Origin of the sequence: Bythopirellula polymerisocia (assembly GCF_007860015.1) — a bacterium.
GTDB lineage: Bacteria > Planctomycetota > Planctomycetia > Pirellulales > Lacipirellulaceae > Bythopirellula > Bythopirellula polymerisocia.
This window is the reverse complement of record NZ_SJPS01000007.1, coordinates 41,663-54,912: the sequence shown is the minus strand read 5'-3', so window position 1 is coordinate 54,912 and position 13,250 is coordinate 41,663. Positions and strand designations below refer to the sequence as shown.

General features: G+C 54.0%; 8 protein-coding genes. 5 read left to right on the top strand and 3 right to left on the bottom strand.

Annotated features, from left to right (window positions below; translation table 11 throughout):
• Window positions 1-129 precede the first annotated feature (129 nt).
• Window positions 130-903, top strand: a complete 774-nt coding sequence (locus Pla144_RS19385) for a 3-keto-disaccharide hydrolase (RefSeq protein ID WP_146452372.1) — start codon at window positions 130-132, stop codon at window positions 901-903.
• A gap of 173 nt (window positions 904-1,076) precedes the next feature.
• Here Pla144_RS19385 and Pla144_RS19380 read toward each other — a convergent pair whose 3' ends face one another.
• The gene (locus tag Pla144_RS19380; protein WP_146452371.1) at window positions 1,077-2,111 is read right to left on the bottom strand and encodes a lipid-binding SYLF domain-containing protein; all 1,035 of its coding nucleotides are present in this window, start codon (window positions 2,109-2,111) and stop codon (window positions 1,077-1,079) included.
• Between the two features lie 389 nt (window positions 2,112-2,500).
• On the opposite strand from Pla144_RS19380, the gene Pla144_RS19375 reads away from it, so the two are divergent.
• Complete coding sequence (locus Pla144_RS19375; RefSeq protein ID WP_146452370.1) at window positions 2,501-4,207, top strand: M14 family zinc carboxypeptidase; 1,707 nt, start codon at window positions 2,501-2,503, stop codon at window positions 4,205-4,207.
• Window positions 4,208-4,217: 10 nt separating this feature from the next.
• Window positions 4,218-5,873 (top strand): sulfatase family protein, encoded by a 1,656-nt coding sequence (locus tag Pla144_RS19370; protein ID WP_197530834.1) that lies wholly within the window; start codon window positions 4,218-4,220, stop codon window positions 5,871-5,873.
• 94 nt (window positions 5,874-5,967) lie between these two features.
• On the opposite strand, the gene Pla144_RS19365 is transcribed toward Pla144_RS19370, so the two are convergent.
• Together Pla144_RS19365 and Pla144_RS19360 are read right to left on the bottom strand one after the other, a co-directional pair.
• A complete protein-coding gene (locus Pla144_RS19365) occupies window positions 5,968-6,894 on the bottom strand; it encodes an ABC transporter ATP-binding protein (protein WP_146452368.1) in 927 nt (308 codons plus the stop codon).
• Entirely contained in the window at window positions 6,891-9,389 is a 2,499-nt protein-coding gene (locus Pla144_RS19360; RefSeq protein ID WP_146452367.1) for a hypothetical protein, read from the bottom strand. Before Pla144_RS19360 ends, Pla144_RS19365 begins: the two co-directional genes overlap by 4 nt.
• A 323-nt stretch (window positions 9,390-9,712) precedes the next feature.
• Between Pla144_RS19360 and Pla144_RS19355 the strand changes: the two genes are divergently transcribed.
• Window positions 9,713-10,279, top strand: coding sequence for an ECF-type sigma factor (locus Pla144_RS19355; protein ID WP_146452366.1), 567 nt, complete (start codon window positions 9,713-9,715; stop codon window positions 10,277-10,279).
• 76 nt (window positions 10,280-10,355) lie between these two features.
• Window positions 10,356-13,163, top strand: a complete 2,808-nt coding sequence (locus Pla144_RS19350) for a serine/threonine-protein kinase (RefSeq protein ID WP_146452365.1) — start codon at window positions 10,356-10,358, stop codon at window positions 13,161-13,163.
• Window positions 13,164-13,250 lie beyond the last annotated feature (87 nt).

Below are 13,250 nucleotides of genomic sequence, written 5' to 3'. Positions count from 1 at the left end.
AGCTAGATCAGAATAATCCAACACTTTTCTCTAGGAACGTTGGTACTGGTGAGCATGTATGAGATGCTTAATACTGATTGTCTAAATCCAATACATATGTGGACCCATAAGAATAGAAAGTTTATCACTATGGCTAATGACGACCCCAAAAAAACGCACCATCAACGATCTGGAAGTCACAGACTCGGTTCGCAGCCAACTTGGCTGGTCATTATTGCTCTCTGCTGTCTCTCGATACTTTGCACCCAGTCACCTTTGATTGGTGCGGATACTGGTGCAGGACAAGAGTTATTCAGTGGCACTGACCTCAGTGGTTGGCATGCCGATGTTCCTGAACTCGATAAGAATTCAGATGTCCGATCTCCGTTCATTGTGCGGGATGGAATGCTGGTGAGCCTCGGAACTCCGGGAGGCCACCTCATCACGGATGCCAAGTTTGAGAACTACCGACTTGAAGTACAATATCGGTTCGCCGCCAAGCCTGGCAACTGCGGGGTGCTTGTCCATGCTTCGGTCCCTCGCGCCCTCTATGCAATGTTTCCCCAATCAATTGAGGTTCAGATGCAATCAGGGGAGGCGGGGGATTTTTGGTGCATTAAGGAAGACATCAATGTGCCCGATATGATTGCCCGACGTGGACCCAGAGCAAAATGGGGCGTTGACGGTGACAAGGCCCGCCGCATCAAGAATCTCACCGACGGCTCGGAAAACCCACCTGGCGAGTGGAATACGCTCGTCATTGAAACCGTGGGCAACTCGATCAAGGTGTGGGTCAATGGTGACCTGGTCAACTACGGTACCGACTGCACGGCCGACAAGGGACAGATCGCTCTTCAGGCCGAAGGGTCCGAGGTTGAATTTCGCAAGGTCTCGCTGACGCCGATTGATCGACTCAGTGAATGAAGTTTGGTACGTTGTGAAATTCCAAACTTACCGTCATCCCTGCGCAGGCAGGGATCCAATTAGCAGTGCTAAAGTTCTGGATTTCCGCCTGCGCGGGAATGACTGTCTGTCCGCCGATCGCTCGGCTAAATGTCGCAAAGAACAAACGTCTCTGAAAGTCGTGCGAATCTAGATCAGCGAATCTCGTTGGGGTTGGGAGTGCCGCCTTGCATCGGTGGAGGTGGCAAGACCAATTGACCTTCCGGCGCAGCTATTTGGGAACTCACCGCATGACGCAACAGGCCATAGGCGGCCTGAAATTCTGGCCGTGCCGACAACTGGGCGTATTGCGGATTGGAGGCGATGGTTTCGTACCGTGCCTGAGTATAGATGAGTGCTTCCCGATAGGCCTCGGCGTTGTTGAATTCGTTGGCCGTAGGAATGGCGAGATACTGTTTCCACTCAGGAGTTAGGATACCATCGAGCCGCTGCCATGACTCAGAGAGCGGGTTCGTAGGAGCGGCAAACTGATTTGGGTTCGGTTGCGGCTGCATCTGTGTGGGAGCACCACCTGCGTATTGCGCGATTTGAGTAACGAGTTGGCTCGCAAGCACCGGCTGCTGTCCCGCAGCGGCAGCCTGTTGATAGTAGGCTGCATCGGCTTGCGCATCTTGCTTGATTACTGACCCGTCTAATGACACTCCCAGGAACGCCCCTCGACTGCGGGAATAGCTATAGATCTCTGCGTTCATCGGCAAATCGGTCCCTGCGGAAACCTGGCGGCCCACCGGACCGGCGGCCACGGACGCATCAGCCCCGACGGTAAGTTTTCCCTGCAAGAGATTCGCCACACTTTCTCGACTGCGGAAAACCAAGATCACATCGGTCGATTGGATGCCCGCCTGCCAACCAACGCTTCCACCGGTGAGATCAATGAAGCGGGGCATCTCCCATTGCCCATTTGCCCCGCGACCGATAAAGACACCACGGCCCATACGAATTCCAATGACAAAGGCACCACCCTTGACCTGGGGAATTATTGCCACGCCTTGCGCATCGGAAAGAAGTTGCTTCGGAATGCCATTTCCGGGAGCAGCCATCACCTGTTGAAATACATTACTTGCTTGGCGCAAAGTTTCGTCTTCGCTAAACGCTTGGGCTTTCGCTTCGGCGGGGACCAAAGAGAGCATCATAGTGGCAAACAGAAACAATCGAGTGATCGGCAACATAGGGTCTTCCTTATATTTGGAGCCATCGCATCCGGATCGCTAGCAGAGAAAATGCACTTCGTGCGGGGTGCGGAGAATAGAGATGTCGGCCAAGGAAGTCAAGGTGAAACCAGCTTGGTTTTGAAGGAGAATTGCTTGATTCCCTGGGAAAAATGCAACCGAGGGACATTATCGAAGAGCCTAGCAAGGTTCCGATCGGTTGTTGGTATGCCTTTGATGCGGAACCCATTGCAACTTGCAAGACAGATGAGACAGATCGCAGGAACCAAGGCGAAGAAATCTCATCGCAACGCTGCTTATAAGTCGCCAACCTTGCCAGAGTCGATTACAATGAATCCTTCCTGAGCGAATCATGCATCGACAACCCTGGATTTGATTTTCTACCTGCCATGACCTGCAATAAACTGCGTTGTTTTTTTATCTTAATCAGCATAGTGCTACCAACTACTTCCTCTAAGGCAATGATCACACTGGATGGCAATATCGATTCCGGCTCGCTCAATAGCTATACGGTTGCCGGCAATACCGTCAATATCGTGGGTCGTGATTCTTATGCCGGAGGTTCATTCAGACTGGGGGATGGGCATTGGCGTTGGCTTTACTTCAAAGCCAGCGGCGTTCAGAATCAGAATCTGACTTTTTCGGTGAAAGGAGAATTTGGCGGAGACGGCCCATGCTGTGACGATACCAGCATCGAAACTGACCACGAGCTCTACGACCACGAGATGGTTTACTCGTATGATGGAGAGAATTGGCAATTCTTTCCCCACGCAAATAATACGCTCAGCACGGCCAACGCTAATCCGGCAAACGACCTCTACACGTTCGGATTGAACGCTCCATTCACTCAGGACGAGGTCTATGTCGCCTATGCGTTGCCTTACACTTACAATCACAGTGTGACGCATACCCAGCAGGTGCTCGCATCGCCTTGGGCTGAACCGACGGCTTCGGGTAACGTCAACGGGGTCATCGGACAGGCGCCGGCAGGAGTCAACGATATCGGCAAAGATCAACTGGCTCGAGATCTATTTGCCTACCGAATTACGAATCCCGCCACGGACTCCGCAACGCCAAAGCGAAAGGCCATGTTCGTTACAGGGCAGCACGCTTCCGAGACGCTCGGGATCTATACTTTTGAAGGACTCGTCGATTGGCTAATTTCGGACGACCCGCGTGCGTCCGCACTCCGCGACCAAGCTGAGTTTTTTCTTTATCCGACCTTGAATGCATCGGGTCGCGCCGCGGGTCTCACACGCTCCATGTTGCAGCACCCCGATACCGACTCGAACAGCTACTGGCGCCCGGGTCCGATTAGCGGTAACGACTGGGACAGCCCGCTTCGCACTGAGCAAAAACTCAATGGCGAAGCGATGCGTAACGATGCTGCAGCGACCCCCGGGAATTCGCTCGATTTGTTCGTCGACTTCCATTCGTCCGTGCCGGACTATGAGATCGTCGGCCCCAATGGCCTAGGTTCCGAAAGCCCCCTTCCTGGACTAGCGGGCCAATACCGCGACGACTGGGCCTACATCACCAGCGGGGCTGAAGGCAATGATTGGTGGCAAGCCCTCCGCACGCTGCAACCGAATTTACTGCAGGAAACCTCTGGAACTGGCCCAAGCAGCCGAACGTCGACAGGCTATGCTCTGAACAATGTCTACGGTTTAAACGCCGATATGTCTGTCACGCTTGAGAATCAATTTGCAATTTCACGGCCAATCTCTTATTACCACGACTTGGGGCGCAACGTCGGGCTGGCTATGTATGAGGCTTGGGTGCAAGTTGCGAATCCTTTGGCAGGCGACTTCGACGAGGACGGCGATGTGGATGCCGGTGATCTGGATGCTTGGAACGCCGGTTTTGGAACTTCCTCTGGAGCCACCCACCTGCTGGGAGATGCCGACGGGGATGGAGACACCGACGCTGCTGACTTTCTCGTCTGGCAACGACAATTCAATGGAGGGCAAGGTTCTCTATCCTCTGCCAAAGCTGTTCCCGAACCGGGTTCGAGTGGCTTGCTGATTGTTGCCGTGATTGGAATGTTTGCGTTCACTACTTCTGCCCGGTCATCAAGTAAGCTGACACATACGTAAGAAACATATCGTGCGAATTAGCTCAAGCATTCTCATTCTGTTACTTCTAGCTGGTGATCTTTGGTCTGCAGAGCAAAGTCGTCCCAATATTTTATGGCTTTCCTGCGAAGACTTGTCTCCACGGTTGGGTTGCTACGGCGACGATACCGTGCCAACGCCCAACATCGATCGTTTGGCGCACGAGGGAATCCGCTACACCCACGCCTTTACGGCTACCGGGGTTTGTGCTCCTTGTCGGCATACGATGATCACAGGCCTCTATCCCATGCAAAGTGGTGCGCAATACATGCGCACTACGTCTCGCAGCTCAGCTCTCGGTGAGGTCAAGGACCCTTCTCTTCGTACAGAAGCGAAGAATCGCCGCTTGTATGAAGCAACTCCCCCCGCAGGTGTCCGATGCTTCACCGAATACCTTCGCATGGCAGGTTACTACTGCACGAACAATAGCAAGGAAGATTATCAATTTGTCGCACCAGTTACTGCCTGGGACGAATCTTCGCCTAAGGCACATTACCGCAACCGCGCAAGCGGCCAGCCTTTCTTTGCAGTTTTCAACAATACTGTAACCCATGAATCGGGCATCCACGGCGCTCGACGAAGTCTCGCTAAAACGGATCCGACAAAAGTAGCGGTACCCAAGTTTCTGCCTGACACCCCGGTCGTGAGATCTGACATCGCTCGATATTACGACAACATCATCGAACTCGACGCTTGGGTTGGTAAGAAGCTCGCTGAACTTAAAAAAGCAGGACTGGCGGATTCGACAATTGTCTTCTTCTTTTCTGACCATGGCGATGGGTTACCTCGACACAAACGCTGGGTTTACGACTCGGGGACCCATGTGCCGATGATTGTGCGCTTTCCCGATGGGTTCAAGGCAGGAACCACCGACGATCGGCTGATGAGCTTTATCGACCTGGCGCCAACCGTTATGGATTTGGCCGGTTTGGATCAACCCGCTTACATGTCTGGTGGAGTATTTACAGGACCAAACGCCTCACCTTCTCCGGAGTACGTGTTCATGCACCGCGATCGGATGGATGACACGAGCCATGAAACCATCAGGGCAGCACGTGACAAGCAGTTCCAGTACGTACGCAATTATCGTGCTGATCTACCCTACTTGCAGCCGCTGCCTTACCGAGATCGCGCGGCAACCATGAGTGAGATTTATCGTCTCATTGATAATAACGAACTTAATGAAGACCAATGGCAATGGACTGCCAAGACCAAGCCGTTAGAAGAACTCTATGATACCGACGTTGACCCAGATGAAATCCACAATCTTGCGAGTGACCCTCGATACTTCTCCCAACTTGCGAAGATGCGTGAAGCCTTGGAGCAATGGGAGAAAAACATCGATGATCCATTAGCTACCCCCGAGATGGAAGTTTTGAAAAATCGCGTCTGGCCGCCAAATGGCAAGCAGTCGACAACGGCGCAACCGGAGATCAGCATTTTTCAATCCGTGCAAGGTCCCTTCCAAGTGACTATTGATTGTCCGACCGAAGGGGCCAGCGTTGGATATCGCGAGTCAGGCTCGGGACCATGGACGATCTACACGGCGCCATTTGAAACAGACGCTAAGGCAATAGAAGTGGTCGCTCATCGGATTGGGTGGAAATCTTCTACAATCAAGAAGACTCTTGCTGGGGAGTCTGAGTAGGTGGTTCGTCGTGATCGCTCCGCTCTACCGAGCTTCACTCGGCGGGCGCATCGCGTCCAACGGGAAAGCGCTCCCCTGTGGGTTGCGGCTCAACTTAGGTTACCAACCCCTTCGTGACGAGCATGAACACGTCTTCGAGGGTGGGTTCTTTTTCGGCGAAGGAGATCAAGCCGCAGTTGGCGGCGGCGAGTTGGCGGATTAGGCGTTGGACGTCGGCGTCGGTGCCTTTCATTTCTACGGCGCAACTACGGGTGTTGACTTCGATGTTTTGTACGTGGGGATCACTACGAATGAGACTCACTCCCTCATCAGGGTTGCCGGTGAAGCGGACAACGATGTGACGGTTGCTGGTGATCTTGCGATAGACCTTGTCGATGGGGCCGTGCAGCAAGAGTTGGCCGCGCTCGATGATGCCGATCGAAGTGCAGCAATCGGCGAGCTCCGTGAGGATGTGGCTGGAGATCAGAATGGTCTTGCCCATCTTGCGAAGTTCTTTCAAGAGGGCCTTCACTTCCAACCTGGCTCGGGGATCAAGGCCGCTGGCAGGTTCGTCGAGAATCAATACGGGTGGATCGTGCACCAGCGTCTTAGCCAGACAGAGTCGTTGCTTCATCCCGCGCGAGAGACTGTTGACATAGTCGTCGCGTTTGTGAGTAAGGTCCAATAATTCCAGCACGTCGGAAAGAACTTGTTTGCGACGGGCCATAGGAACCTGATACGCCACAGCGAAGAAATCCAAAAACTCCCAAACCTTCATACCATCGTAGACGCCAAAGTTATCGGGCATGTAGCCAATGCTGCGGCGCACTGCGATTGGATCGCGGGTGACACTATGGCCGTTGACGGTTGCCTCGCCGTGAGTGGCTTTGAGCAAGGTGGCCAGGAACCGAATGGTGGTACTTTTGCCGGCCCCGTTCGGGCCGATGAAGCCGAACATCTCGCCGGCTGGGATACTCAAACTGAGATCGGCCACCGCGACGAAGTCGCCATATTCTTTGCGGAAATTGCGAATTTCAATCATAACTCTTCGTCGATGGGTTGCGCAGTGATGACGTCGCCGCTGCTGTTGGCATCGGGTTGGGGAGTGGGAAGTTCACCAAATGCCAAGTGGGCGACGACAACGGTAGCCCCCTGGAGTTGCGAGGCGGCCGGTTCGACCTCCATTCCTGGGAGTGCCCCGTCGATAATTCCCACCAGGCGGTATTCCTCACGACGGCTAGCCATTGGATCATCCCCCGACGGGAATTGGAATGCAAGCTGCACCAACGTGTCGACACTCTGCGAAGCTTCCCCACGCAGTTTGGCAGCTGTAATCCGCTCGGACTCAAAAGGGAGTCGATCCTGCGAAATATCCAAGGGGACAAACGCGAGCAACGCCGATTCACCGGCGCGCATATCACCGAGCCAGGCACCATCGTAGCGAACTCGGTTCTTGCTGTCGAAAAAGCGACGCACTAGCACCGCATCCCGCAGGCTGAGTTGCGAGCGATTTTCGAGTTGGCGTTGGCCACGAGAGGATTCGCCGAATCGAAGAGGTCCATCGAGCTTGAACACTTGCTCGCTATGTATCAGATTGGTTGACGCCGAGGAGACGGCCAAACCATTGAGCTGCGTTTCTGACTTACGTTCAAAACTGACGGAGTATTGCCATTCGGTTTGATCCGAGTTGTTAGCCGGAAATGGCAGGGCCAGCGCCGTGGAATCTTCGGGAAACGTGACGTCGTAGGTGGTAGAAAGAGACGAGTAGAACGCCGTGAAGCGGGTGAGGATACCCTGAGGGTAGTTGCCATGCAGTTCAAGCAAGGCGACTTCGGTTTGAGAGCGGACGAAGCCAATGTCTAACTGTGCTTGCTTCACCACGGCCCAGGTGCCTAGCAATGCGATTAACGGAACTGCGAACCAAGCCCATTCCACCCGCTCGATGACATGAAAGACCAGCCAATTGAGCGGCACGAGCACTAACAGGTAAACCCCCAGGCATGCCAGAACAAATCCTGCACCGGGGACCTTTACCCCGGCTGCAAGCAGGAGCCATTCGCGAGCTGTCTCAGCTACGGGAGAGAAGTCGTCCCAAGCACCGAGGCCCCCGGGGCGATCCACCTTAAGCTGTGAGTACTCTTGCATCTGCCCAAATTGATCCGATGTGGTGGAGTTTGATATCTCGGTGTTTGCGCTGGCCAACGCATCACGGGCGAATAGCCTCAGTGGAGTGGTGAAGTGGGCATCGAGTCGCTTCTGAGGAAATTCATTCCAATTGGCATTGAGGCCACCGTAAGGACCTTCCGAAAATACACGGCCCGGGCGGCGGAGTAATCCGCTATTTAAGAATCCATCGAAGCCGGGCCAGTTGATAAGATCGCGGTCGGCAAGTTGCACGGCCGAGACCACGATGCTGCCGTTGCCGACAGTTCGCTCGATAAACAGATTGGCACCGCCAGCAAGTTCTGCTGATTTCTCGTGGGGCTTGAGCTCAATGGCTGAGAGCGGCTTGAGGGGGGCGAGAGGAGGGATGTCCGCGCCTTGTGATCGTTTTCCCCAGTAGGTGGACCAAGAATCAAGTTGCTTATTCGTGACTTTGCGTGGACCTGTGTCTTCAGCAGGCAGATGGGGAGCGAGAAAACTGCCTCTCAAGCTGGCCAGCGAATCAGGGCCATTGATGATCAATCTGCCACCCCAATGGATCCAATCGACGAGTGCCAATTGCTGCTCGGCGGTGAGCCGCGACGGATCCACCTCGTCCCAGAGCACGTAGGCGATGTTGGTCCAGGTGAGCGGATTCTCCGCGAGGGGAATGGTTTTAGTCGCATTCACCAGGGCGACTTGATAATGCGGGGCGGAGGACTGCTCGTAGTCCTCTTCCCAGGGTGCGCGAACGGTATTTGAGACCTTCAAGAAAGCATATTGATCGGGCTCCTTGGCTAGGACCACGATTGTGTATTGGTAGGCAGGCAAGCGAACGAGCTTGAGCTGCGTGCGATAGGCCTCGGCACCAGAATCCACATCTGTCAGCTTTGCTGACAAGTAGTCGCCGGTTGTCTGTTGGGGGATGAAAAGATCGGCTTCCACCTGCTTGGCTCGCCCCTTGGCCAGTGCAATCGACCGAGTTGTTTGCAATCCGAAATGGGTATGTTCCAGGGCAACGGGGCGCCGGGATGCGTCTACCGTTTCTATCGTGAGACTGCCAACGAAGTCGGCGTAGTTGGCTTTCATCGACTGGGCCGTCGAACCCCAATGACCCGGCTTGACTAAGAGCACGGGGCCATCCTCGGCCAACTCGCCAACTTCTTGACCAAGCCGTGGCGCCAGAGGACCGATCTCCAGGGGTGGCTTTTTCTCTTTTTCAATTGCCGGTTTTTTGGTCTCTGGTTCGGAACTCTGTTCGCTCTCCGTAGCGAAGTCCTCGAGAATTGGATCTTCTTCGGCCGCGAGAGAGATGAAGGGAAATACCGCAAGTGCGAATGCAACTAGGCCGCACTGAACTGCGAGGTTATTCAGAAATTTGGGCAGACCAACCATTCGCACTACATATCTTCGCGGTTGAAAGTTTCATAGTTAGTCACCTTTCGCTCCGCGAAAGCAGCGCTACATTCGCGGAGCGAAAGGTGACTATTGTTCAATGGACTTCCTATTCTAACCGATCGTTTGGCGAGGCATACTGCTGCTCTGCACGTTTCAGCTAGGTACTCGAATCCTGCCAATACGCAGAGCCAGCCGAGATCCAAATCGGCTACTTCTTTCAATAGCAAGAAGATTTCGTTGCAACCTTGTCGTTTTAGGCGAACACGACGTAACTTATACAGCGACTGTGATCAGAATTTGGGGCTGCTATAATCGGCCTTATGGCCGACGTTACCCAGATCTTGTCACAAATTGAGGCGGGCGATCCTTCTGCTGCCGACCAGCTCTTGCCGCTGGTCTACGAAGAGTTGCGCAAACTGGCCGCTGCGAAACTGGCTCACGAGAAACCCGGCCAGACACTGCAAGCGACCGCCTTGGTGCATGATGCGTATCTCCGACTCGTCGATGTAGAGAAGGCGCAGCAATGGAACAGTCGGGGCCACTTCTTCGGAGCAGCGGCCGAGGCGATGCGGCGCATCCTAATTGATAACGCGCGAAGGAAACGCCGTCTCGTACACGGTGGTGAATTCAAGCGAATCGAGCTAGATGAAGCATGTTCAATCGAAGACAAGTGCTCTGAAGACATCCTGATTGTGGATGAGGCGATCTCAAAATTGGAAGCCGAATCATCGGAGAAGTCCGAGCTGGTGAAGCTACGGTACTTCGCCGGAATGACATTATCTGAGGCAGCGGAGGCTATGGGCATTTCCCGCTCAACTGCTGACCGTTACTGGGCTTACGCGAAGGTTTTCCTTTTCTGCGAGTTAGAGGACCGTAAAAAAGACTGAAAAAATTCTGAGAGTGTGAGGCGTTATAGCGAAAATACTCGCCACTGATCTAAGGACACTCGTTCAGGAAACAAAGATGCCTCTGGAAAGACCAAGAATCGACGATATTTACTTAGTTGCCCTCGAAAAGACCGGCGACGAGAGAGCGGACTATCTGGAAGAAGTCTGTGGTGACGACGCCCAACTACGTTCTCGCGTCGAACGTCTTTTGAGTGCCCAGCAGGAATTAGGCAGTTTCCTCGAAGCTCCTGCCCCGGGGTTAAACCTCTCCGCTACAATCGCCCAACCAATCACCGAACAATCAGGGGACACGATTGGCCACTACAAGCTCCTGCAGCAGATCGGCGAAGGGGGCATGGGCGTGGTCTACATGGCCGAGCAGTCCGAGCCGATCGAGCGCCGAGTAGCACTCAAAATCATCAAGCCTGGTATGGACACACGACAAGTGATCGCCAGGTTTGAAGCGGAGCGGCAGGCGCTGGCGATGATGGATCATCCCAACATTGCCAAGGTGCTCGATGCCGGAACGACCGACACCGGCCGACCATATTTTGTAATGGAACTGGTGAAGGGTATTCCGATCACCGAGTATTGCGATCAGCATCACCTTACCCCGCGTGAGCGGCTGGAATTGTTTCTGCCGGTGTGTCAGGCCGTGCAGCACGCCCATCAAAAAGGGATTATTCACCGCGACATCAAGCCGTCTAATGTGCTCGTGGCCCACTACGACGACCAGCCTGTGCCCAAAGTCATCGACTTTGGAGTTGCTAAGGCGGTCGAGCATCGACTTACGGAAAAGACGATGTTTACCGAGTTCGGCCAGGTTCTTGGGACAATCGAATACATGAGCCCCGAGCAGGCGCGGCTCAATCAATGGGATGTCGACACCCGTAGCGACATTTATTCCTTGGGTGTGGTGTTGTACGAATTGCTCTCCGGTGAAACCCCGTTCGACCGCCAGCGACTCCGAAGCGCTGCCTTTGATGAGCTTCTCCGTATTATCCGAGAGGAGGAACCTCCCAGGCCTAGCACGCGATTGAGCACCAGCGAATCGCTCCCGTCAATCGCGGCCAACCGCCATATCGAGCCGAAGCAGCTCAGCGCCTTGGTCCATGGCGAGCTCGACTGGATCGTGATGAAGGCGCTGGAGAAGGACCGCACTCGGCGGTACGAAACGGCCAGCAAATTCGCCGAGGACGTGCAGCATTACCTCAATGGGGACGCGGTCGAAGCCTGTCCGCCGTCGGCGGCGTACAATTTCCAAAAGTTTGTCAGACGGAATAAAGCGGCCATCGCAACGATGGCAGTTATTGCTACCGCTCTCTTGGCGGGCACGGGGGTGGCAACATGGCAAGCCATTCGTGCAACCCAGGAGCGCGACCGCGCTGTGATTGCCGAAGCAGCCGCAGAGAAACAAACCCTACGTGCAGACAGCGAAGCACAAAAAGCAGCCGAGGAAACGAAAAAAGCAATTGCCGAAGCAGACAGGGCAACCGCTGTAGTCGCTTTGCTCAAAGAAATGCTGTCCGTGACCGCCCCCGACAGGAACAAAGGTCGCCACTACACTGTGGAAGATCTTCTTGACGAATTCGCCGCCAGTCTCGACAGTCAATCCGCCAAATTGGTGAAACAGCCTGAAGTCGAAATGGTAATACGACAGATTCTCGGCACGACATATCGCGAACTGGACCTGGCGGACAAAGCGGAGCCCCATCTGACCCGCTCGCTCCAACTGAATCGCGAAGTCTTCGGTGAAAAACATGTTATGTACGCGGACGCTGTCCGTGAACTGGCGAAGAACTTGTGGAGGTCACCTTGGAATGATAAATATCACATCGAAGAGATGTACCTGCGAGCTCTCGCAATCTATGACGAGTGCGGCGAACACGACCGAGCACTTGGTGCTCGTTTCTGGCTGCTCTTGAACTATCTCAGTCAATCGAGACTTGAAGATGCGGAGCGATTAGCCGAAGAGTCGCTACAGATCGCTCATCAATTCAATCTCGAAAACTCAACACAAGCGTCCAGTTTCATTTACAATCTGTCGCTTGTAAAGAATGGCTTGAGGAAAAAGGACGCGGCCCTGGAACTGGCTCGCGACGCCATCGATAGATGCAAGAAGCTTCACGACGACGAGCCAGTCACGACTGGATGGAGTTGGTTTTACCTCGGCTTGGCATTTCGAGACGACGACAATCTTGATGAAGCAGAAACTTGCTTCCAAAAGTCGCTTGCTCACTTTCGCGACTCTCATGCAGCCTATCCTCCTCGATATTCAGGAAGAGCAGTTGTTGAACTTATCGAAATAGCAGAAGCCAAGGGAGATGCCACTGCAGTCGAAGATTTACGTGATGTCCTCGCGCCCAGAATGTTAGCTGAGGCTTTCCATATGGCAGCATATGCCGAGCTCACAATGCTGAGACATCCTCAGCGTTCACTGCGGATGCTGAGGAGAGCAATTGAACTCGCGCCTGGCGGTCGTCACGCGAACCATTTGGCGTGGTGGTGTGCCACCGACCGGTATTCTCCATATCGTGAATCAGGCGAAGGAATTCAATTCGCCCAGTTGGCTACAGATGGGGAACCGGAAGTACCGGATTATTGGAAGACGTTGGGCGTCGCACAATTTCGCGCGGGCGAGATGGACACAGCAGTCAAGTCCTTGGACAGAGCAGTCGAGCTTCGTAAGGGTGCCGATGCATGCGACGGGTTCTTCCTAGCCATGGCTTATTGGCGATTGGATCAGAAAGGAGAAGCCCGCAACTGGTACAACCAAGCTATCGGGTGGATGGAAGAAAATAAACCGGATGATTCAACGCTGCTCCGCTTACGAAATGAGACGGCAACACTGATCGGAATCGAAGAGAAAGAACTTTCCGATTGAACTACTGCTAACTACCAAGTAACGAACCAGAAAAACTCCGGCCGGTGAGCCTATAGCGCCAACCACACCTCACCGGCCGGTGCCGGA